Here is a 23322-nt window from a genome sequence, read left to right as displayed (position 1 = left end):
ATTATTCCCCAAAAAGAAGTACTTTTGTAATCTCTATTTAGTTAGCAAACAGAAGGTATGAAGATTGGTTCAATAGATTTAGGGGAGCGTCCGGTATTCTTGGCGCCTATGGAGGACGTGACGGATATCTCGTTTCGTTTGATGTGCAAACGCTTCGGGGCGGACATGGTATATACGGAGTTCGTATCGAGCGACGCGTTGATCCGCAGTGTGAACAAAACACAGCAAAAACTAAATGTCTCCGATGATGAGCGTCCGGTCGCTATCCAGATTTACGGTAAGGACGTAGCCTCGATGGTAGAGGCCGCACGTATTTGCGAGGAAGCTCATCCGGATATTTTAGATATAAACTTTGGTTGCCCCGTAAAGAAAGTAGCAGGCAAGGGAGCCGGGGCCGGCATGCTACGCAATATCCCGTTGATGCTGGAGATCACGAGAGAGGTGGTGAAAGCCGTGAACATCCCCGTCACCGTGAAAACCCGTTTGGGATGGGATGCCGACAACCGCGTTATCGTGGATCTGGCCGAGCAACTACAGGACTGCGGTATCGCCGCCCTCTCCATCCACGGACGTACACGGGCGCAAATGTACACGGGCGAGGCGGATTGGACCTTGATCGGTGCCGTAAAAAATAACCCTCGCATGCAAATCCCTATCATCGGGAATGGCGACGTGACTTCCGCCGAGATATGCAAGCAGCGTTTCGAGGACTATGGCGTAGACGCCGTAATGATCGGTAGGGCTAGCATAGGCCGCCCTTGGATCTTCCGGGAGATAAAACACTATCTTACGACCGGGAAATTATTGCCACAAGAGCCTTTCTCTTGGTATCTGGATATCCTAAAAAAACAAGTGGAGCAAAGCGTGGAACGATTGGACGAGCGTAGGGGAATCTTACATATTCGCCGTCATCTGGCAGCTACTCCGCTCTTCAAAGGTATTACCGATTTCAAGCAAACACGGATCGCCATGCTACGTGCGGAGACTGTTAACGAATTATTCGAAATTATGAATAATATTCCTAAAAAGTACGGAATTCTAGAATAACAAGCTTGATATATATCAAATTGAAACCTATTTGCGATATTTTTACAATAAAATGTTACAAATACTATTGACGCATATTATAAAACCCCTTATATTTGCATCGAGTTTTTTTCATAGTATTTTAGATCTAAGGTTAACAAGTCTTTGCAAGGGGGGAATCGTGAGATTGTTTCATTGAGGAGCAAAAAAAGCCGCATCCATATTGGGACTAGCGGCTTTTTTGTTTTTCCGGACTCTATATCCTAAATCAAGAAACTTATCGTATCTTTGTCAATAGGTCACATTAAATACTTGGCACTATGAACCAGACTATTTATCCCATCGGTATACAGAACTTCGAGAAGATTCGATCAAGGATTATGATTCTCGCTTTGGTATCTATAAAGTAGGATTTCCCAATTTAGAGGTAGAAGAAGGCTTTGTCAAATACCTGCTTCTTTTCTACACCAGTGTTAGCGCCCCAAAGACTCCTTTCGAAATCAGGCGTTTTGTCCGGGAGGTGGAATAAAAAAGCCTATGTTTTCGCACACACGCTATACATTATTCGAAATAAACCCTTACATTTGCGAAAAACATAATACTATACCACCATGAGTAAGAAAGTCATAACTTTCGGAGAGATCATGCTTAGGCTGGCTACTCCGGACTATTTACGCTTTTGCCAAGCCAATCAGTTCAACGCTACTTTCGGCGGAGGGGAAGCGAATGTCGCCGCCTCACTCGCCAACTATGGCATAGAGACTGAGTTTGTAACCCGTTTACCCCAAAATGACATCGCCCGTGCCTGCGTTATGGAATTACGCAAACAGGGTATCGGAACTTCCAAGATCATTTACGGAGGGGAACGGTTAGGCATTTATTTTCTGGAGACCGGAGCGGTCGCTCGTGCCAGCAAGGTGGTATATGACCGGGCTCATTCTTCCATCGCCGAGATCCGACCGGGGATGATCGATTGGGACGAGGTATTCAAGGATGCCTCTTGGTTTCACTGGACAGGTATCACGCCAGCCATATCCGAAGGTGCCGCCAACGTATGCTTGGAAGCGATACAGGCGGCAAACCGATTGGGCATCACGGTATCCTGCGACCTCAACTACCGGAAAAATCTCTGGAAATACGGTAAGACAGCCCATGAGGTCATGCCGGAACTAGTAGCCGGATGCGATATCATCCTAGGAAACGAGGAAGATGCCGAGAAAGTCTTCGGTATCAAGCCCGAAGGTTTCGACGCCGCCGCCACGGAAGGCGAGGTACACGCCGCTTCTTTCCAGTCGGTATGTACCCAATTAATGGCTCACTTCCCACGTGCCCGGAAAGTTATCATCACGCTAAGAGGCTCCATCAATGCCAATCATAACACATGGGGCGGAGTGCTATACGCCGACAACCGGTTGTACGAATCCCGCCGGTATGACATCACCCATATCGTAGATCGTGTAGGTGGAGGCGATTCTTTTATGGGAGGTCTTATTTACGGTTTGCTCTCCTACCCCGGTGACGACCAGAAAGCCTTGGACTTCGCGGTAGCGGCTTCCTGCCTGAAACACACGATCTACGGAGACTTCAACCAAGTAACCGTAGAGGAAGTAGAAAAACTCATGTCCGGCGACACCTCCGGCCGTGTCTCCCGCTAATTTTCAATTCTCAATTTTCAATTTTTAATTCCCAATATGGCTCGATTCAATAAAATACAAACATTACAGGCTATCATCCAAACCGGAATGGTGCCCGTCTATTATAATAAAGAGGTAGAGATCGCAAAACAAGTTGTAAAAGCCTGTTACGAGGGAGGCGTCAGAGCCTTCGAGTTTACTAACCGGGGAGATTTCGCCCACGAGGTATTTGGCGAGCTGGTAAAATACGCCGCCAAGGAATGTCCGGAATTAGTATTGGGCGTAGGTTCTATCGTAGACCCGGCCACAGCCGCCTTATTCATACAGCTAGGGGCAAACTTCGTAGTCGGCCCGCTGTTTAACCCGGAGATAGCGAAGATATGTAACCGTCGCCTCATCCCTTATACGCCCGGCTGCGGTTCCGTATCCGAGATCGGCTTTGCCCAAGAAACAGGTTGCGACCTTTGCAAGATATTCCCCGCCGGAAATGTAGGAGGTCCCTCATTTGTCAAGAACATAAAGGCCCCCATGCCATGGACCCTAATCATGGCTACCGGTGCCGTGGAGCCGACAGAGGAGAATCTATCCGCTTGGTTCAAGGCCGGCGTGACCTGCGTAGGAATGGGATCCAAACTCTTCCCCAAAGAAGCGATAGCGGGAAACGATTGGCAATCCATTACAGATTTATGCCGCGACGCCTTATCTATCATTCAAAAGTATCGCCAAGTATGAAAAACTTTTTAGATCAAGATTTCTTGCTCCAAACCGACACGGCCCGTGAGTTATATCACGAGCATGCGGCGAAGATGCCCATCATTGATTACCATTGCCATCTGGATCCCCGGCAAATAGCGGAGAATCATCAATTCGAGGATCTTACGGAGATATGGCTGGGCGGAGACCATTACAAATGGCGGGCGATGAGAGCGAACGGTATTCCCGAAGAATATATCACCGGAGATAAGCCCCCTTACGAGAAATTCCTTAAATGGGCAGAGACGATGCCTTACACGATGCGAAACCCGCTTTATCATTGGACACATCTGGAACTTAGCCGTATATTCGGAATCCATAAAGTCTTGAATCCGGCTTCCGCCGAGGAAATCTACGCAACTTGTACGGATAAACTGCGTACTCCCGAATATCGTGCGCAAGCCATCATGAAACGGATGAACGTAGAGGTTGTTTGTACGACCGACGATCCTATAGACTCATTGGAATTCCATCAAAAAATACGTTCAAGCGGATGCCACACCCGTGTATATCCGGCATGGCGACCGGACAAGGTACTCGCTATCGATAATTTCAAGGCGCTAAATGACTATTTGTCCAAGCTGGAGGCCGCCGCCGATAAGACCATCCTCACCTACAAGCATTTATTGGAGGCATTACAAAAGCGGCATGATTTCTTCGCCGCCCAAGGGTGCCGGTTATCGGACCACGGGTTGGATACTTTCTATGCCGAACCTTATACCGAGCAGGAGATTGAGGTGATTTTCCTCAAGGCTCGTATGGGTAAATCGCTCACGGAGCAGGAAGTTCGCAAATACCGTTCGGCATTGCTATACGAATTGGCGGCGATGGATGCCCGGAGTGGATGGGTACAACAATTCCATATCGGCGCTAACCGAAATAATAACAAACGGATGTTCAAGTTATTAGGACCGGACACGGGTTTCGACGCTATCGACGATCAGCCGATCTCCGTATCCATGAACCGCTTTTTCAGTCGTTTAGATCAAGAAGGGCTGTTAGCGAAAACGATCGTTTACAACCTGAACCCCCGCGACACCGAGTTGATGGTAGCCAATGCCTACAATTTCAACGACGGCAGTGTACCCGGGAAGATGCAATATGGAGCGGCTTGGTGGTTCCTCGATCAGATCAAAGGTATGGAAGATCAATTAAATGCGCTTTCCAGCCTCGGTCTTTTAAGCCGTTTCGTCGGTATGCTGACAGATTCCCGTAGCTTCCTGTCATATCCCCGTCATGAGTATTTCCGCCGGATCCTTTGTAATATGCTAGGCAATGAGATAGAGAAAGGCTTATTGCCTGCCTCCGAGCTTTCCTTCATTGGACAGATGGTGGAGGACATCAGTTACAACAACGCTAAACGATACTTTGATTTCTGATTACTGCAACCCGCATTGCAGTGTTACTGCACGCCTGTCGCAGTAACACTGCACGTGCGTTGCAGTAAGGCTGCAACAGCTTTGCAACATTTTATTCACAAACGCTTCATAAGACCTTCCACTATACTCGCACATATTACGCCTACTTTTGCGGCAGATTTAGATAAACACTAAAATACGCAAACATGAAACAACGGCTTTATGATTTCATCCCTGTCAAGCATCTATGCGTAGGGATGTCTTTATGTGGCATAGTGGCAGGTACCCAAACCGCTCAAGCTTCTCCCGTCTTCGGGCAATCATCGGGCTTAGAACATCTGAGTCCCAGCATCTACCAACAAAGTACGAAACAGATTTCCGGTATCGTCAAAGACCAGGCGGGGATTCCCGTAATTGGCGCGAACGTGATCGTAAAAGGGACGACAAACGGAGTAATCACCGGGCTCGATGGAGATTTCCTACTGGAAGTTCCGGAAAACGCTACCTTAGAGATCAGTTATATCGGTTATATGACGCAAAGTATCCCGATAAACGGGAAAACGACCTTCAACATCATCCTAGAAGAAGATACGCAGAAATTGGATGAGGTAGTCGTACTCGGTTATGGAGCGGGGCAACGCAAACAAGATCTCTCCGCTTCCGTGGGCGTGCTGAACAACACGGAAGACTTGGTGGCCCGTCCGGTTACCTCTACCGAAAGTATGTTGCAAGGGCAGTTAGCGGGTGTTACCGTACAAGCGAACGGTGGAGACCCGACGGCTACACCCTCGATCGTGATTCGTGGACAGGGCTCACAGAATGGCGATAACGTATTATGGGTTGTTGACGGTGTTCCCGGCGCACCCATCGCCTCTATGAATGATATCGAGACGATTGTCGTCTTAAAAGATGCTGCCTCTGCCGCTATCTATGGAGCGCAATCCGGAGCCGGCGGTGTTATCTTGGTAACCACCAAGAAGGCGAAAGAGGGCAAGACCTCGTTGAGCTATGACGCGACTTTCGGTGTTCGTAAAGCTAGCAACGTAATCGAGCCGTTAAATGCGGAAGAGCAACTCGAGATGCGAAAACTGTCTTACGCAAACGCGGGGCTTACATTGCCGACCGGTTGGGATTTGACCAAGAACCCATGGGTAGGTACCACACGTACCAACTGGATGGACGAGATCTTCCGCACCGCTTTCTACCAACGCCATAACGTAGCCTTGAATGTTGGTTCCGAGAATGCCTCCAACCGTGTTTCATTTGCTTACGATAACGATGAAGGTGTATTGATCAATACTTTCAACAAGAACCTTTCACTTCGTTACAACGGTAAATTCAAACTGAACAAATGGGTGACTATCACCGAAGACGTGGTTTGGAAAAACAACGAAAGCCGTTCAAAAGATACCGACAGTGGTTATACGGGAGTTGTCGCGGCGGCTATGTATATGCCTGCCAGCGCTACGGTTTACAATCCGCTGGATGGTACTTACGGTGGAACAACGACCGAAGACCCGGATTACATCGCCAAATATGGCTCCAACTTCGCGGATATCCACGGAGACGCTGTCAATCCGGTTCGCTTGCTGGAAGCGGAAAACCGCTATGACCGAACCAGCGACATCTGGAGTACGACCAGTCTGGAACTAGCTAATATCGTTACCGGCTTGAAGTTCACGAGCCGTTTCACTTACAACCTGAAGAATAATCTATATAAGAACTTCAGCCCGATCCGTGACGAGGTGGGAAAACCCTCCTTGACAAATAATCTGGATGAAACGACTTACCGTGCAGACGCATGGAAAACGGAAAACACATTGACCTACGACAATACGTTTAATGACATGCACACCGTGGGTGTCTTACTATCCACTACGGCCGATCATTACAGCAAGCGAGGATTAGAGGTTAATGGAAAAGATTTATCTGACGAATCCGCTTATTTACAATATCTATCCTATGCGAATTCCGTTTCCGCAACCGATTATTTGACCGGTCCTGACGCAAACGTATCCTTGATCGCCCGTCTGGCTTATTCCTTCAACGATCGTTACTTCGTTACAGCCTCTTGGCGTCGTGATTACGCAGGCCGTCTACCTAAAGATAATAACTATGGCGACTTTCCTGCCGTAACAGCCGGATGGAAAATCTCTAATGAATCTTTCTTCCCGAAGAGCGAGACACTGAATTTATTGAAGATCCGTGCTTCTTGGGGACGTGTCGGTAATCTAGGATCTATCGGTTATAATTACAAATCAGCTTTATTAGGTAAGAATTATTGGTCGGAGCAGGCACAGTACGGCGTAGAATCGAACAAGATTTGGGGAAACTTCGTCTATAACTCTACCGCATTAAATCCCAACTTAACATGGGAAACTTCCGAGCAATGGGACTTAGGTCTAGATGTGAACATGTTCGACAATCGCTTGAGCATGGCATTCGACTATTTCGACAAACGCACGTTCAACTTGATCCAGTCGCAAACGATGAACTGGCCGGGAACGATCGGTATCGATGCCATGTTAGTCAATCAAGGTGAAGTCCGCAACCGAGGTTTTGAGGCGCAAATCAATTGGAACCAACAGGTAAATAAAGATTGGTCGTACTTCGTTTCCGGAAACTTCTCTTATCTAAAGAACTGGGTTTCTGATATTGGGGTAAAGAACGCAGACGGAACCCCGGGTGTCTGGACAGGTATCACCAAGGACAATGCCTATTTCGATGGAAGTTATCGTAACCTTCCATATATGTATCAAACAGCCGAAGGAGAACCGCTGGCCTCTTTCTATCTGATCAAGACTGACGGCATTTTTCAAAGCGACGCAGAGGCAGCCGCTTATGTAAACAAAGACGGAAAACGAATCCAACCGGACGCTGTAGCCGGCGATTTGAAATTCGTCGATGCCAATGGTGATGGAGTCATCAATGATGAAGACCGTCAATACTGCGGTAGCGCTACACCTAAAACTACATTCTCATTCTCCGGAGGATTCACTTGGAAGAAGCTTTCCGTAAGCGCTATGTTCCAAGGCGTAGGTGGAGCACAAGCTTTATATGTAGGTAAATATATGGCCTTAAGTGATGTAGAAGGAAACTTCAACCGCTCAAAAGAGATCATGAACGCTTGGAGTCCGTCGAATACAGGGTCGAATATTCCACGCTTATCGAAAAACGACCCGAATAGCAACTTTAGCACACCGTCTGATTGGTATCTGGAGAATGCTTCTTACTTGCGTTTGAAGAACTTCACCGTATCCTATGACTTGAGTGATGTTATCAGGAAATGCGCTCACCTGCAAGAACGCAACAGCATGATGTCGGTTTACCTTAGCGGTGAGAACCTCTTCACGATCACGAACTACTCAGGAATGGACCCGGAAACCGGCGGTTGGGATGCCTTGAAGTATCCGGTTTCACGCGTATTCTCTGTCGGAGTCAAATTGACATACTAATCGGGTGTTTTAAAAGATATTCATATTAACAAAGGATCAAAATGAAAAGATATATTACAGTATTAGCATTATCCGCATTGGTTTGTAGTTCTTGTAGCGACTTCCTCGACGTTCAGCCGGAAGGAAACGCAACTACAACCTCCTATTTCTTGAATGATCAACAGGCCATTGATGCCATTGACGGATTATATGAAAGATTCCATCAAGAGGGTTGTTACGGCCGTGAGTTATTCTGGGAACAGGGAGCCGCATGCGACATTGTTTGGGGACGTACGCGCGGTTATAACTCTTTGGCGACCTTAGCCTATACCGGTGATGAATCTCCTCTAAGAGATGTATTCAGCCGTATGTATTCTACTATGTCCCGTGCGAATTGGATCATCCAAGAATTAGTGAAGAAAGAAAAGGGAACGACGCTGACCGCCGTCGAGAAACGCAGCTTGGGCGAAGCTTACTTCAGTCGCGGTTGGGCACATTATCTGATCGCTTATCGGTACGGTACGGATAAACAAGGAGTGCCTTTCGTACGTTACGAGGACTTCCCCGACGATTACGACAACTCCATACCGCCTCAGCAAGCTACCGTTATGGACAATTATAAACTGATCATCGAAGATATGGACAAAGCAATCGCCTACCTTCCAAACTTCGAATCCTATGACGCTGACAACCGGGGCCGGGCACATCAGGCTGCTGCCGTGGCGTTCAAAGCGAAAACTTATGCTTACTGGGCTACTTGGGATGCTACCCAATGGAACAACGTCATCGAGATGGTCAATCAATTAGAGAACAACTACAATCGAGATCTAGCTCCCACATTTGCGGAACTATTCTCGTCTGACTTGAAAGATTATTGGAACGCCGAATATCTCTGGACTATTCCGAGTATCGGTGGCGCACTACCGGGCGGTACCGAATTCCCGGGTATTATCCTTGAGAACAAAGGCTGGGGCAAATATAATGGTTGGGGGCAGATGAAGCCCTCTTACGACATCTACGAAGAAATGGCGAAAGATGGTAAAGGTAATGACCGTTTAGTACGCTCAATCTTGGAATACAACCAAGAGTTCCCGTTCTTCGGCGAGACACGCAAGTTCTGGTCTACCTCCGATCTTGAAGCTGGTTTCATGATCAATAAATACATGGACGCGTTCAAATACTCAGACCCTGTAGGTGAAGGAGCCGTGAGTGCTAACGGAGACTGGCCTACGGTCCGTGTCAATTTCCCGATCATCCGTTTCGCAGAAATGTTATTGTTCCGTGCCGAGGCATATTTAATGACAGGCCAAGCCGATAAAGCAACCGCAGATATCAACCGTATCCGCCTACGCTCCAACTTGGTACCGCTTGCCGGCACCGCCACGATGAAGGATCTATATCACGAACGCCGTTGTGAATTGGCTTTTGAGTTTACAGACCATCTATTCGACTTAAAGCGTTGGAACCGTTCTTCCAATGCCGACATAAAGACATTGGCCGATAAAGAGTTGAACGCACATCCACGTATCCGCAGATATGAAGACCGGGCGAATCCGGAATCCGCGTTCACGATTATTGGTTACGAAGATTACACCAACAAAAACGCCTATCAAGCACATATGATGGTATTCCCGTATCCAAGTGAAGAGATTACTAAATCGAATGGTCAACTGAAGCAGAACGAGGGATATTAACCGGCTCCTTTAAACCGATCAAGGAACGAATAAGATTCAATTACGGGCTGTCTCAGAAAATGAAACAGCCCGTGTTATTTTCTACCGGGTAAAAACGCATATCTCAAATAGGTAGTTTACCTTTGCCAATTGTATAATATAGTAAACAAAAGATACACCATGAGATTAATTCAAACTCTTTCTTCTTGCTTGTGTACAGGGATAATAGCCTTATTCACGGCCTGTAGCCAAGCACCACAATCCCCCATCGATTCCGTGAATCCGTTTATCGGCACGGGATTTCACGGACACACGTATCCCGGGGCCACGGCTCCTTACGGAGCGGTCCAACTCAGTCCGGACACCCGGAAAGGGAATTGGGACGCTTGTTCCGGTTATCATTACAGCGATTCTACCTTAATGGGTTTTTCCCATACCCATTTAAGCGGTACGGGATGTATCGACCTTGGCGATATCCTATTCCGTCCGTCACTCCAGACACCTCTAGCGTTCTCGCACTCGGACGAGAAGGCTTCCCCGGGTTACTACTCGGTGAATCTCAGGGAGGCAGGTGTATTAGCGGAACTTACCACGACCCCGCATGTCGGGATACACCGATATACCTATAAAAAAGGGATAGAGTCTACGTTGGTGGTCGATATGGACCATTTATTGGATAACGAATATATATACGAAGGCTGGGTTAAGCAAACCGGGGAGAATGAGCTTACCGGTATGCGGCGTACCCGGGGCTGGGTAGACAATCAGTATGTCTTCTTTGTAGCGCAATTCTCGCAACCCTTCTCTTCCATGGAACAGCCTTCCGAACGGCAAGCCGTACTTACCTTCGATACGACTACCGGAAAGCCCATCGTCTGCAAAGTCGGGGTATCGATCGTAAATGAGGAGAACGCCCGTCTGAACCTTGAGCAAGAGACGGATTCCTATGGCTTTGATTTCGACGCCATCCATCAAGCGACACGCTCCAATTGGGAAAAAGAACTGGACGTTATCACGGTAGAAGGAGGCACCGAAGCCGAGCGCACGAATTTCTATACGGCGCTATACCATAGCAAGATCATCCCGAATATAGCGAGCGACGTGAACGGACAATACCGCCGTCACGACATGAGCGTAGCGACGATCCCGGCAGGTCGCCGCCAATTCTCCACCTTTTCCACTTGGGACACCTTCCGGGCCTGGCATCCGATGATGACTCTGTTGGATACTACCTTGGTGAATGATATGGTACAGTCTCTCTTGGATATGTACGACGCCAGCGGCGAGCTTCCGTTATGGCCCTTATCGGCAGGCGAGACCGGGACCATGATCGGTTATCACTCCACATCGATTATAGCGGACGCTTATTTGAAAGGTATTCGCGGATATGATGCGGAACACGCTCTCGAAGCGATGAAAATCTCAGCGGAGAAGAATAAGAAAGGAGCGGATTATTATATAAAGGAAGGCTTCATCCCGACGAATATCAAGAAAGAATCGGTTTCCTGCCTATTGGAATTTGCCTACGATGATTGGTGTATCGCACAAATGGCGAAAGCTTTAGGACATATGGATGATTATGAGACGTTCATCAAGCGCTCCCAGAATTTTATCAACGTATTCGACGGTAGTACCCGGTTCTTCCGGGGCAAACGGCAGGATGGGAATTGGGAGACTCCTTTCGATCCATTCGCCATCGGACGTTCCTATACGGAGGCTACGGCCTGGCAATATCGTTTCTTTACCCCGCATGACGTATATGGATTGACCCAGTTGTCCGGAGGCCGGGAGGCGTTCATCGCTGATCTGGATAGCTTATTTATGGTTACCTCCGAGGTAGTCGGCGATCTGGTAGACGTTACAGGATTGGTTGGTCAATATGCGCATGGCAACGAGCCTAGCCACCACATGGCTTACCTATATAGCTATGTGGGCCAGCCCTGGAAGACACAGGAATGGACCCGTCGCTTGCTGGACGAGATGTACCAGCCCACGCCGGAAGGTATCATCGGCAATGAGGATTGCGGCCAGATGTCCGCTTGGTATATCTTGAGCAGCCTCGGCTTCTACTCCGTATGTCCGGGTAGCAACCAGTTTATCCTAACGACCCCGTTGTTCGATAAGGCGAACATGAAGCTGGGCAATGGCAAGACATTGGTCATTACCGCCAACCAGCCGGATAAGAACAAGTATATCACGAAGGTTACCTTAAACGGCGAGGAGATATCGCATTGCTACATCACCTACGACCAGTTGATGCAAGGAGGCACACTGGACTTTACGCTCTCGGCGACACCGGACAAGCGTTGGGGAACCGCTCCCGAGTACGCTCCCTATTCCTATACGGAGCAACCTACCGTCTCTATCCCTTACATAGCGAATGATCTGGATTTATTTGAAGGAGAGATTACGGCGGAACTAAAATCCACGACACCCGAGGCGGTTATCCATTACACGCTTGACGGATCGGAACCGGATGAGAACGCTCCGGTATACAGCGAGCCATTCGTCTTAAAAGAGACCACGATTATCAAGGCCAAAGGATATAAAAAGGGATTCGTACCCAGCCGTACGTACTCGATCCAAGCGACAAAAGCCGTATTACGCCCCGCGTTATCCATACAGCCTACGAAGCATGGGGTAGCTTATACTTATTACGAAGGAGAGTTCCAATGGGTAGCCGATCTGCAAAAGGCGAAGGAGGTCGAGAGCGGAACAATACCTGAGCCTTCTATCCTGAACGCTAAATTGCCGGATCATTTCGGTTATATCTTCACCGGATATATATACGCCCCGGAAGATGGAGTCTATGAGTTCAGTACCCGCTCGGATGACGGTAGCGTCCTCTATATCGGCAAAGAAAAGGTAGTGGACAATGATGCCTCCCACGCCGCCATCGACGCGATGGGACGCATCCCCTTACAAAAAGGCTACCACCCCTTCGCCTTGCATTATTTCGAGGATTACGAGGGTGAGTACCTAGGCTGGAGCTGGCGTACGCCAAGCATGTCCAAACTAGACGCGATCCCAACAGAGAACCTTTATATAAATTGATAATATTAAATACTGAATCATATGAGAAGAACAACTCTATCCGTGCTATCCGCCTTAGCCATCCTGCTATCCGGCATGATCGTTCCAGAGGCTGCGGCACAAAGTCGCCGAGACAAAGAACAAACGTATGTATTAGAGAAACCTTACGAGGTCAAGAAACTAGTCCCCCCTACCGGAAAGAAAATAAAGAACGTGATCCTCATGATCGGCGACGGCATGAGCCTTATGCACATGTATTCCGCTTGGACCGCCAACCGGGGCAAGCTCTGGCTGGACAACTCCCAATACACCGGCCTCTCGAAAACCTATTGCGCCAACCGCCTCATCACCGACTCCGGAGCCGGAGGTACCGCACTGGCCACCGGCCATAAAACGAACTACCATATGGTAGGCGTAGATCCGGAAGGCAAGCCCTTGGAATCTTTGGCTACCTTGGCGAATAAGAAAGGCCTGTCAAGCGGCATCGCCGTTACCTGTCGCCTATGGGACGCTACGCCCGCCGACTTCTGCTGCCACAATACGGATCGCGACGCCGAGGCCGAGATCGTAGCGGATTACGTGAACTGTGGCGTCGATTACGTATTCGGCGGCGGCTCCAAGCTATTCGAGAACCGTGCGGACGGTCGCGATTTGTTCAAGGAATTAAGGGAGAAAGGTTACCAAACTCCCCGTAGCTGGGAGGAACTGGCGAAGATTCAAAAAGGCAAGGTATTCTGCGTTACCGATACCGTAGACACCCCGCTTCCCGCCGAGCGAGGCGATCTCTTGGCTCGTGCCTCAATGAAAGCGATCGATCTGCTGGGACAAAACCCGGAAGGTTTCTTCCTGATGGTAGAAGGTTCCCAATTGGATGATTACGGGCATTTCAACGATATCGACCTGTTGATGCAAGAGACACATGATTTCGACCGTACGATCGGACGTATCTTCGAATGGGCCGCCCAAGACGGTGAGACATTGGTTGTCGTAACCGCCGATCACGAGACCGGTGGCCTTACCTTGGTGGACGGGGATCTGAACGAGGGCCGTATCGTTTGTAAATTCTCCACCGGAGGGCATAGCGGCGTGATGGTTCCCGTTTACGCTTTCGGCCCGGGTGCCGAGAACTTCACGGGTATTTTCGAGAATACGGATATCTTCTGGAAGATCAAAAAGCTCCTGAATCTATAATCAAACAGTATTCATCCGATGGAGAGTATAACAGACCGCTATCCCGCTAGTCAAGTACCGCAGTACCCCTGCCCAAGTACCGCAGTACTTTGGCTGAGAGGACAGCGGTACTTGACTAGCAGGACAGCAGTACTTGACTAGCAGTACTACGGTACCCGACTGGGAGGACTGTGTTCACCGACTGAGACGCACCTTCTCCCTCTCTCCCCCAATAAATATCATAAAGAATGACAACAAGACGAAACTTCTTAAAGCAATCCCTTCTTGCGGCAGGCGCGGCCTCCGTTCCCGCCGGGAACCTTTTAGCGCAAGAGAAAATGGAAGAGAAACGACCCAAGTACAATCTTCCTTACAAGAACACCTACCTGAAGGAACCCTTCGTGACCGAGAACGAGTTCCGGACAGCGAAACCGGAGACCATCACGCCCGGAACCTTCGAGGAGGCCAAGCAAATCCTCCCGGACCCGACTTGGAGCGGACACGAGAAGGAAATCGAGATGTACTGGAAGGCTTGGCAAATCGGCATCGGCAACATCAAGGCCCCGGAACCGGATTCCGGTTTCGTATGCAGTTACCTCGATGTCGCCTACAACGGCAATATCTTCATGTGGGACTCCGCCTTCATGATGATGTTCGCCCGTTTCGGTACCCGTTTCTTCCCTTTCCAGCGTACGTTAGATAATTTCTACGCCAAACAACATCCGGACGGTTTCATCTGCCGGGAGATCAAGGCGGACGGAGCGGATTGTTTCGAGCGTTACGACCCGACCAGTACCGGACCGAACATCCTCCCTTGGAGCGAGATCGTCTATTATAAGCAGTTCGGCGATATAGACCGCCTACACAAGATATTCCCCGCCCTTTGCGCTTATTATAAATGGTTGAAGCTAAACCATACGTGGCGTAACGGTACGTATTGGACCTGCGGTTGGGGTACCGGCATGGACAACATGCCCCGGGTGGAACCGAAATACAATCCGATATACAGCCACGGCCATATGATCTGGCTGGACGTTTGCTTGCAACAATACTTCACCGCCGGGCATCTGCTTGAGATGGGTTTCTATCTGGAGCGTTGGCAGGAGATCGAGGAGTTCGAGGACGAGCAGAAGATGCTAAAGAAGTATATCAACGAGAACCTATGGGACGAGAAGGAGCATTTCCTTTTCGATCAATACGCCGACGGAAGCCTTTCCTCCACCAAGGGAATCTACGCGTACTGGGCCTTATTGACCGATGTCCTGTCCAAGGAACGCATGGATGCTTTCGTGGCCGAGCTGGATAACAAGGAGACATTCAACCGCCTGCACCGCGTCCCTTCCCTTGCCGCCAACCATCCTAAATACAAGGATAACGGCCGCTACTGGCAGGGTGGCGTATGGCCGGGAGCGAACTATATGGTGATTACCGGCCTATTGCAACAAGGCTATCGTAAATTGGCTTACGAGATCGCACGCAACCATTACGATAACGTCCTAAAGGTGTATAAGAATACCGGTACGTTCTGGGAATACTACGCTCCGGAACATGAGGAGCCGGGCTTCATGGCTCGCCCGAATTTCGTGGGCTGGAGCGGACTGGCACCGATCTCCGGCTTGATCGAGCAAATCTTCGGCATCCGCTCCAATGTGTACGAGAAGAAATTGACCGTAGACGTGAACTTGACGGAGGCTTATGGTATCGACCGTTATCCTTTCGGCCTCGACGGTCTGGTAGCGATCAAAGTCAAGTCCCGTTCTTCCGCTACCCAAGAGCCGCAGGTAGAAATTACCAGCGACGTCCCCTTGGAACTAACCGTCCTTTGGGGCGACAAACAGAAGACGGCTAACGTAAAACCCGGCACGCAAACCGTATAAAACAGTAAATCCATCAAACATCCAGTTGTAGAGACGGGGCACGCCCCGTCTCTACAACTAGACTCAAAAAACAATTAGTATATGAAACAGATTCTATCCTTATTTATCACCTCCCTCGCCCTCTGTACGGCTTGCTCCTCCCCGAAGGGATCGGACACAGTTCAAGTGGCGGAGACAACCACGGAGCAGACGATTCAGAAAGCCTCCTCCGCAATTCATTACAACGCCTTCTCGCACAATGATTACTGGCGGGAGAGACCTCTGCTGGACGCCTTGTCCTTCCGCTTCAACTGCGTGGAGGCCGATCTGTGGCTGATCGATGACGAGCTATACGTTTCCCATGACCGCCCGGAACCCAATCCGGCAATTACCTTCGAGAACCTATACCTCAAGCCGCTCGTGGCCCGCATACAAGCGAATGGAGGTAAGGTCTATCCCGGTAGCGATCGTCCTTTCTACCTGATGGTGGATTGCAAGGCACAAGGCGAAGAGATGTACAAGCTATTAAAGAAACAGATGGAACCTTACAAGGAATATTTCTGTTCCGTCGATAACGGCGAATATAAAGAAGGTGCCGTCCTCTTCTTCCTTTCCGGCGACCGTCCGAAGAACAGCCTGCCGAAAGAGAACAGCCGCTTCACCTTCCTCGACGGACAAATAAAGGATCTGGGACAGGGCATCCCTGCTTCCCTCGCTCCGGTCATAAGCGATAATTACTCCGATTTCTTCACATGGAAAGGCGAAGGTGAGATGCCCGCCGACCAACTACAGAAGATGCGTGAGATCATCCGGAAAGTCCACGATGAGGGAAAACTATTCCGTTGGTGGGGCGCCCCGGATACCGAGCAGTTCAAACGCTTCTTCATCAAAGAAGGCGTAGACTTGGTAGGTGCCGATGACCTGAATGGGTTATACAACGTATTGAACGAGCGTTAAACGAGAAAATTACAATAGGCATTATAAGGTTGTTACAATGGGCATTCTAGCATCTTTACAACAGGCATCGTAACAGCCTTATAATGCCCATCATAGTTTTAACATATCACAACCGCTTTTATTCCAACCAAGGCTGCGGATTCAGCTTCGTCTTTTCCTTCCACAATTGGAAATGGAGGATCGTGGAATTACCGTCCTCCGGATCCGAATAGATCCTTCCGATCGCTTGACGGGTAGAGACCCGGTCGCCCGCTTTTACATATACCTGACTCAAATTGCTATAAACCGTCAAGTAGTTACCATGACGAACGATTACGGAATTATTATACCCCGGCACCACGAACACACGCGTCACCTCCCCATTGAATACCGCACGGGCATCCGCCCCGGGTGAGGTCTGGATATCGATACCACTATTACTGGTACGAACATATTTCAACTCCTGATGCTGTTGCTCGCCGAATGTAGCGACGATCGTATGTCTTCCGGCCACCGGATACGGCAAACGTCCCCGGTTATTGGCGAAGTTATCGGACAATTGCTTCTCCGCCTTTGTCATCGCATAGCCCCCTTTCGTATCCGCCACACGTTCCTCACGGATCGGCTCTTTTTTACTTTCCGGTACGGGTTTACCCTTAGCGGCAGCTTGTTCACGAGCACGACGCTCACGTTCCGCACGTTCACGGGCGGCTTTCGCCTCGGCCTCGGCACGGGCGATCTCCTCGGCGATCTGCTTCTCTATCTGTCGGTTTAAAGCCTCGGCTTGACGACGCTTCTTTTGGAGATCCGCCTTCAAATCCTTTTGTCTCTTATTCAATAGCTGGACTTCCTCTTTCTGAGAAGCTTCCTCACTTTCTAGCTTCTTACTCTCTTCTTGACGAGTTCCTAAAAGGGCACGTTTCTCGGCACGGGTCTTCTCCATCTCAGCTTGCTTACGGCTGATCTCGGCCTGCTTTTCAACGATGTCATTCGCTTGCCGCTTCTGCCAATCCGCATATTCCCGCAAATACCGCATACGCCGCATGGATTGAGAGAAACTCTCGGCGGATAGGATAAACAACAATTTATCTTGCGAGCTATGGCGTTTATAAAGCCCTCGCATCGATTTACCGTAATTCGTCTGCTTATCGCCCAGTTCCCGTTTTAAGGTGCGCAACTGGCCTTGGATATTCAAGATATCTTTCTCGATCTCATCCAGCTCTTGATTCAATAAACTGATGACTTTCTTACGGGAAAGAATTTGTTTGGAGAGTAGATTCAAACGGTTCAGGGAAGTTTTAGCAGTCTGGGCCGTCTCTTGCAATAATTTATTCGTCTCCTCGATATCGGCCAACGCCTCCTTGCGCTGCAGCTCCAACTGACGGACAGCGGCGGATTTCTGACCGTAAACCACGGTAGATAAAGACAATGCCAATAGAACGATCCAGACGTGCCTCATGATAGATTATTGATTCAGATTCGTAATCGTTTTCAATACTTGCGCAAAGGTAATACGCTTATATTTAGAAGGAACCGAAAAATCCAACTTGAGCGGCTCGTCCAGTTGGATACGGGAGTAATGGATCTTCACCCCACCCTCGGGATTCCCGTTCTTCAACACCTGCACATCCATCAACATCGGGAACGGCTGCCGATCCACCAAGCGAAAATCCTCGTACAGCCATTGCAAGGCATAACGATCGGAAGGATCCGCTACATAGGTAGAGAGAAGTTTCTCCTCGCCATCCGCCTTAAAGGTATAGAAAAGCCCCATGGCATCCTTGGTCTTGATCTCGGCTACCGGGCCTTCTTGATTCAGCTTAAAACGATTATAATGCTTACGGGAAACGCCCTGCTCCCCCGGGATAAACAGATGATTCGTGAAAAGAGCCTGCAAATTGTAGAAGTTGAACTCGATCGGAGTCTGCCCTTGCAAATTGGAATAATTCTCGATCATATAGCGTTTATTCATGCGGTCTACCACCTTGATCGTATCCCGGCTCAACTCGATACGGAAGATCTCGATCCCGAGAAAAGGTTGTACCGACAGTTGGAAAGCACTATCCTTGACCATCTTCATATCCACCCGAGAGCTCATTTGCTTACCAGGGATATCCAGATCCACGTTCAACCGGGCCGTCAAGGTACGGAACTGGAAGGATTGATCCTCCACCGACTGGAAGAACTCATTATGAGCCTTCACGCTAGCGGATTCCACCGTCCCGACTTTCTTGGACGATTTACAGCCTGTCAACATCGAAAGTAAAAGACCTCCACATAACAGGAAGGTCAAGAAATAGTCTCTTTTCATTTCGCGTTCTCGTCTTCTATATATTGTTGCTCGGCGATCTTACGGTTCAAGATCTCGGAATCCTTCCCCATCTCTTTCGCCTTTTTCCATTGCTCCACCGCTTTTTCCTTATCACCGTTCATGAAAAGGATGTCCCCATAATGATCCACGAGTTCGGCGCTCTTTGTCTTATCTTTCTCCAAAGCGCTCTCGATATAGATTTTCGCCAAGGTATAGTTTCCTTGTACGAAGAAGATCCAAGCGTAGGTATCCAGATACGTGGCGTTGTCCGGTTCCAGCTTGATACATTGGGCGCTCATACGTTCCGCCTTTTTCAAGTCTTTCTTCTCCAAAGAAAGGAAGTAACTGTAGTTGTTCAGTACGACCACGTTCTTGTCATTATACTTCAACGCCTCATCGTACGCTTTATACGCTTGATCCAATTGCCCCATCTGGTAATAAATATCACCGATCTGACCGTAGAAATCCGATTTCAGCGGCAGGTTCTCCTTCGGAATGATATTCAAGCCCGCATAATAGGTATTCAAGGCTTCTTGATATTTCTGTTGTTGGTAGTAAGCGATACCCAGATAGAAGTAATATTCCGGCGACTCGGGGAAAAGCTCCATACAAGCCGTACAGATACGGATGACCTCCGGGATATCCTCCCCTTTCAAAGCCAGATTCAGCAATTGCTGCCAAGCCCCGGCGTTACCCGGTTCCATCTCTGTTACCAACTGGAACTGGAATTTCGCCTCCTCTGTCTTTCCTTGGGCCATCAAGAGACCGCCATACATCAGTTTTAAGTCGATATCCTCCGGATGTTGCTCCAAAAGAGTTTGGAATAAATGGTTCGCATTCTCAGTTCCTTGCTTCGTTTGTTGCAGTTTCAAGATATACCGGGAAAGGATGTTCACTTTCGTCTCCACGTCCAGCTTCTCGTTTACCAAAGCGCTGCGGATTTGTTGCTCGGCGGCCTCCTTATCCCCTTTCGCCTCGTAGTAATTGGCCATAGAGACGATATAATAAGGGTCGGTCGGATCAATCTCATTCGCTTTTTGATAGCAAGCCAAAGCCTTGTCCATCTCCCCGTTTTCCAAATGAAGATCGCCCAATACGATCTGGTAACGGGCCTCCATAGGATATTTAGCCGCTAGCTTCTCGATCTCCTTGAAAGCCTCTTCCGGTTTCTCCAACTGGACGTACAGTTTGTATTTCTGCATGGAGATCGCCTCGTTCATACCCATAACCGACTCCAACGCATCATAAGCCTCGATCGCCTTCCCGATCTCGCCGGCTTGCGTCAAGGCATCGGCCAGATAATAATTCAGCTCCTCCTTCTCCGGATAATCACGAACCAATTCCTCGTACTCCTCGGCGGCTTCGCCATACATGCCCAGATTCCGGGTGATAGACGCCAATGCCATTTTATACGTGAAATTATCCTTGCTGTTGGCCACGGCTCTTTTCAACATCTCGACCGCTTTCTCCGGACGGTTCAACTGTACATAAAAAGAAGAAAGCTCATACAAGACCGGAGCCGCCGTAGAGTCAATCTCCAAGCAATGGTTGAAGGCATCATAAGCGGCGTCGAATTTCCCGGCGTTCTTCAAGTTCAAGCCCTCATAAAAGAAGTAATCGAACTTACGTTGATCCTTCTCCGTTTCTGTAGCACCAGCCGGGAGCACAGCGACCAACGAGAGGAAAGAGATGAGATATATCAGTTGCTTAAACATCCTATTATTCTTGTTAACCTTATTATTCTTATTCTTTTCCGGTATGACCGAATCCCCCGGCTCCCCGCTCCGTATCATCCAACGTCTCCACGGGTTCCCAATCCACATGGCTATGAGCGGCTATAACCATTTGGCAGATACGCTCACCATCATTCACCGTAAAAGGCTCGGAAGATAGATTCACGAGAATGATACCGATCTCCCCCCGATAATCGGCGTCGATCGTACCCGGCGTATTCAGCAGGGTTATCCCATGCTTTAAAGCCAGCCCGCTACGCGGACGCATCTGGGCCTCATAGCCTTCCGGCAGCGAGATATAAAGTCCGGTCGGGATTAATTTACGTTCCAACGGTTTCAACACAACCGATTCCGACAAATTCGCCCGGATATCCATCCCGGCAGATAAAGGAGTCGCATAACCCGGCAGCGGGTGATGCGATTTATTGATAATTCTTACTTTCATACTTGCAAAGATAAACAAATTGTCAATAGTCAATCAATTAACCCAATCCCCGTTCTCTTTTATTAACTGAACTAAACGTTCTACAGCGTCTTCCTCGGGGATATTCTTGAGGACACATTCCTTACCTTTATACAGGCTGATTTGTCCACGTCCGGCACCCACATAACCATAGTCGGCATCGGCCATCTCGCCGGGACCATTCACGATACAGCCCATGATACCGATCTTCAAGCCTTTTAAATGGGAAGTAGCCTCCTTGATACGGGCGATCGTTGTTTGCAGGTCGTACAAGGTACGTCCGCAACTCGGACAAGAGATATATTCCGTCTTACTGATACGGGTTCTTGTAGCCTGCAAGATCCCGAACATACAGCGATCCGAGACAACCGCCTCGCATCCCTCATTGTGCAGCATCAAGCCATCCCCGAAACCATCCAGCAAAAGCGTTCCGAAATCGGCGGCGGATTTCAGTTGCAACAACTCCACATCCGTCTCCCGGAAATCACGATGCAAGACAACCGGCACGTCACAACCCGCCATCAGCAATTTATGCATAGCCGCACGTTGCGAGCCAACCCCATTCCGATGATGTGTACTTAATAAGACCACCACGGTCTTATCCGCTTTCAAGATCTCCAACATACGATCCGTAAGATCCATATACGTCAGACGGATAAACTTAAGCGGACAATCGTAATCCTTTAACTCCTCCGCCTCCGAGGCGATGAAGCAAGGAAAAGCATTCGGACGCTCTTTCCAAAAATGAGCGTCTACCAATAAACGGAAATTATCCGGCAAATTATCCGGATCTTCCTTTCCTATATATATATAGTCCGGCAAGGACAAATAATCAAACTCAAAATCCCCGCTACTACGATCGGAGATCACGACTGGCGAGAAAGTACCTCCGATACCTTCCACCACACGGCTTATACGACGGCTTGTCGCCACCGTATCGAAACCGGGAGCCATCGAAGCCTCGATAGGACGATGATTTTCCCGTTCCCTAATATAATCCACCAATTTACGCGCTACCGGCATTTCCGCCTCGGGGTCCTCACTCAAGGAAACCCGGATCGTATCACCGATACCGTCACATAGAAGCGTACCGATTCCAACAGCGCTCTTGATACGCCCGTCCTCACCGTCACCCGCCTCCGTTACCCCAAGGTGCAAGGGGTAATGCATATTCTCGGCCTCCATCGTACGAACCAACAACCGCACGGTCCTTACCATGACAACGGTATTGGAAGCCTTAATCGAAATAACCACATCCGGGAAATTCTCCTCCCGGCAAATGCGAAGAAACTCCATACAACTCGCTACCATCCCCTCGGGCGTATCACCATAACGGCTCATGATACGATCGGAGAGCGAGCCATGATTCACACCGATACGAATAGCGGTGCCATGTGCCTTACAAATATTCAAGAAAGGGACGAACCGCTCGCGGATCTTCTCGATCTCGGCGGCATATTCCTCATCCGTATATTCAAGATGGCTGAATGTCTTTACCTTATCTACATAGTTTCCCGGATTGATACGTACCTTTTCCACCTCACCGGCGGCGGCATCAGCCGCTCTAGGATTAAAATGGATATCAGCGACCAAAGGAGTCGTATACCCTTGCTCATTCAATTGTTTACGAATCTCGCCCAAGTTTCGGGCTTCCCGTTCCCCCTGTGCCGTAAAACGCACATACTCAGCTCCCGCCTCGATCATACGGATCGCTTGAGCTACCGCCGCCTCCGTATCCATCGTTGATACATTAGCCATGGATTGAATACGGATAGGATTCTCACCTCCCATGGGTGTGTCACCGATTTGGGCAACGGATGATTTACGGCGGTTGTAATTAAAGTAAGCCATTGTTCATTGAAAATTGAGAATTGAAAATTGAGAATGAGTGTTGAGAACTGAAAACCTAAAGAGAGACTTTCTCCTTAATTTTCAATTCTCA

At 49.0% G+C, this 23322-nt stretch carries 15 protein-coding genes and 1 pseudogene; 11 read left to right on the top strand and 5 right to left on the bottom strand.

The window, feature by feature from the left end; genetic code table 11:
• The first annotated feature begins 57 nt into the window (after positions 1-57).
• The 11 genes and pseudogenes from dusB to CI960_RS22155 all read left to right on the top strand — a co-directional run bounded on the left by dusB (position 58) and on the right by CI960_RS22155 (position 16894).
• Positions 58-1047, top strand: a complete 990-nt coding sequence (dusB, locus tag CI960_RS22200; RefSeq protein WP_005860012.1) for a tRNA dihydrouridine synthase DusB — start codon at positions 58-60, stop codon at positions 1045-1047.
• 346 nt (positions 1048-1393) lie between these two features.
• Positions 1394-1549, top strand: a pseudogene (locus CI960_RS23990) (AAA family ATPase); the annotation flags it as partial.
• A gap of 88 nt (positions 1550-1637) precedes the next feature.
• Positions 1638-2681: a sugar kinase gene (locus tag CI960_RS22195; RefSeq protein ID WP_005860014.1), complete on the top strand. Its 1044-nt coding sequence runs from the start codon at positions 1638-1640 to the stop codon at positions 2679-2681.
• A 36-nt stretch (positions 2682-2717) separates the two neighbouring features.
• Positions 2718-3392 (top strand): bifunctional 4-hydroxy-2-oxoglutarate aldolase/2-dehydro-3-deoxy-phosphogluconate aldolase, encoded by a 675-nt coding sequence (locus tag CI960_RS22190; protein WP_005860016.1) that lies wholly within the window; start codon positions 2718-2720, stop codon positions 3390-3392.
• Entirely contained in the window at positions 3389-4792 is a 1404-nt protein-coding gene (gene uxaC, locus CI960_RS22185) for a glucuronate isomerase (RefSeq protein ID WP_005860018.1), read from the top strand. The genes CI960_RS22190 and uxaC overlap by 4 nt, the downstream gene beginning before the upstream one ends.
• Before the next feature lie 185 nt (positions 4793-4977).
• On the top strand, positions 4978-8226 hold the full coding sequence (locus CI960_RS22180) for a TonB-dependent receptor (RefSeq protein ID WP_094582594.1): 3249 nt from the start codon (positions 4978-4980) through the stop codon (positions 8224-8226).
• Between the two features lie 41 nt (positions 8227-8267).
• Positions 8268-9899 (top strand): RagB/SusD family nutrient uptake outer membrane protein, encoded by a 1632-nt coding sequence (locus CI960_RS22175; protein ID WP_005860022.1) that lies wholly within the window; start codon positions 8268-8270, stop codon positions 9897-9899.
• A gap of 159 nt (positions 9900-10058) precedes the next feature.
• Positions 10059-12932, top strand: coding sequence for a GH92 family glycosyl hydrolase (locus tag CI960_RS22170; RefSeq protein WP_005860024.1), 2874 nt, complete (start codon positions 10059-10061; stop codon positions 12930-12932).
• A gap of 21 nt (positions 12933-12953) precedes the next feature.
• Positions 12954-14102 carry an alkaline phosphatase gene (locus CI960_RS22165; RefSeq protein ID WP_005860025.1) on the top strand — a complete coding sequence of 383 codons (1149 nt, stop codon included), beginning with the start codon at positions 12954-12956 and terminating at the stop codon, positions 14100-14102.
• Positions 14103-14329: 227 nt separating this feature from the next.
• Positions 14330-15958 carry a trehalase family glycosidase gene (locus CI960_RS22160; protein WP_094582592.1) on the top strand — a complete coding sequence of 543 codons (1629 nt, stop codon included), beginning with the start codon at positions 14330-14332 and terminating at the stop codon, positions 15956-15958.
• 81 nt (positions 15959-16039) lie between these two features.
• Positions 16040-16894, top strand: a complete 855-nt coding sequence (locus tag CI960_RS22155) for a phosphatidylinositol-specific phospholipase C/glycerophosphodiester phosphodiesterase family protein (RefSeq protein WP_005860028.1) — start codon at positions 16040-16042, stop codon at positions 16892-16894.
• Between the two features lie 118 nt (positions 16895-17012).
• On the opposite strand, the gene CI960_RS22150 is transcribed toward CI960_RS22155, so the two are convergent.
• The 5 genes from CI960_RS22150 to CI960_RS22130 are packed head-to-tail and all read right to left on the bottom strand — an operon-like array spanning position 17013 to position 23231.
• Positions 17013-18332 carry a murein hydrolase activator EnvC gene (locus tag CI960_RS22150; RefSeq protein WP_005860030.1) on the bottom strand — a complete coding sequence of 440 codons (1320 nt, stop codon included), beginning with the start codon at positions 18330-18332 and terminating at the stop codon, positions 17013-17015.
• A gap of 6 nt (positions 18333-18338) precedes the next feature.
• A complete protein-coding gene (locus CI960_RS22145; protein WP_005860032.1) occupies positions 18339-19184 on the bottom strand; it encodes a DUF4292 domain-containing protein in 846 nt (281 codons plus the stop codon).
• Positions 19181-20899, bottom strand: coding sequence for a tetratricopeptide repeat protein (locus CI960_RS22140; RefSeq protein ID WP_005860034.1), 1719 nt, complete (start codon positions 20897-20899; stop codon positions 19181-19183). Before CI960_RS22140 ends, CI960_RS22145 begins: the two co-directional genes overlap by 4 nt.
• A 28-nt stretch (positions 20900-20927) precedes the next feature.
• Positions 20928-21362 carry a dUTP diphosphatase gene (gene dut / locus CI960_RS22135; RefSeq protein ID WP_005860037.1) on the bottom strand — a complete coding sequence of 145 codons (435 nt, stop codon included), beginning with the start codon at positions 21360-21362 and terminating at the stop codon, positions 20928-20930.
• 33 nt (positions 21363-21395) lie between these two features.
• Positions 21396-23231: a 4-hydroxy-3-methylbut-2-en-1-yl diphosphate synthase gene (locus CI960_RS22130; RefSeq protein WP_005860039.1), complete on the bottom strand. Its 1836-nt coding sequence runs from the start codon at positions 23229-23231 to the stop codon at positions 21396-21398.
• Positions 23232-23322: the final 91 nt, after the last annotated feature.

The sequence above is a fragment of the Parabacteroides sp. CT06 genome (genome assembly GCF_002257605.1).
In the GTDB taxonomy this organism is placed as follows: Bacteria; Bacteroidota; Bacteroidia; order Bacteroidales; family Tannerellaceae; genus Parabacteroides; species Parabacteroides distasonis.
This window is presented reverse-complemented; position numbering and strand designations above follow the sequence as displayed.